This is a genomic window from Aquicoccus porphyridii (assembly GCF_008369105.1).
GTDB lineage: Bacteria > Pseudomonadota > Alphaproteobacteria > Rhodobacterales > Rhodobacteraceae > Aquicoccus > Aquicoccus porphyridii.
In genome coordinates, this window is record NZ_VINQ01000105.1 from 1 (window position 1) to 494 (window position 494).

The window sequence follows — 494 nt, forward strand, 5'->3', positions numbered from 1 at the left end:
ACCGAGAAGGCCGCCAACGACTACCTGACGCAGCGCTACGCGGACCGCGCGCGACAGTTCGAAAGCCGCGATGCGACGCGCAACCGCCTGGTCGGCCTGGCCTTCGGCGAGCGCTGCGAGGCACCGCCGGCCGGCGGCACCTGGATGGGCATCGAGATGCGCCGCGAACTGACGGTGACCGAGCGCTTCACCCTTGGCGAGTCTTCCTACAAGGTGCCGGCGGCGCAGTTGTGGACGCGCAAAGCGATGGACTGCGTGCGCCGCGAGCCGGTGAAGGTGGTGATGTTCGGCATCGAGACCGCCGAGGACTACCGCACCGCGCGCGCCCTGGGCGCCGACGCGGTGATGAGCAACTCGCCCAGGAAGATGGAGGCGATCCGCCGCCGGGTGCTCGCCGATCAGCCCGGCGGGTAGCTCGACAGCGCCCGTTTCACCGCTTCGCGCAGGGCCTTGGCCTGTTCGCTGGCGGAGTCGCCGGAGTCGAACTCGGCGCT

The 494-nt window shown here is 70.4% G+C and carries 1 protein-coding gene; it reads left to right on the forward strand.

Features of this window, described 5'->3' with window-relative positions:
* A partial coding sequence (locus FLO80_RS23770; protein WP_223145547.1) for a PI-PLC domain-containing protein occupies nt 1-414 on the forward strand: 414 nt, incomplete at its 5' end.
* Between the last annotated feature and the right edge of the window lie 80 nt (nt 415-494).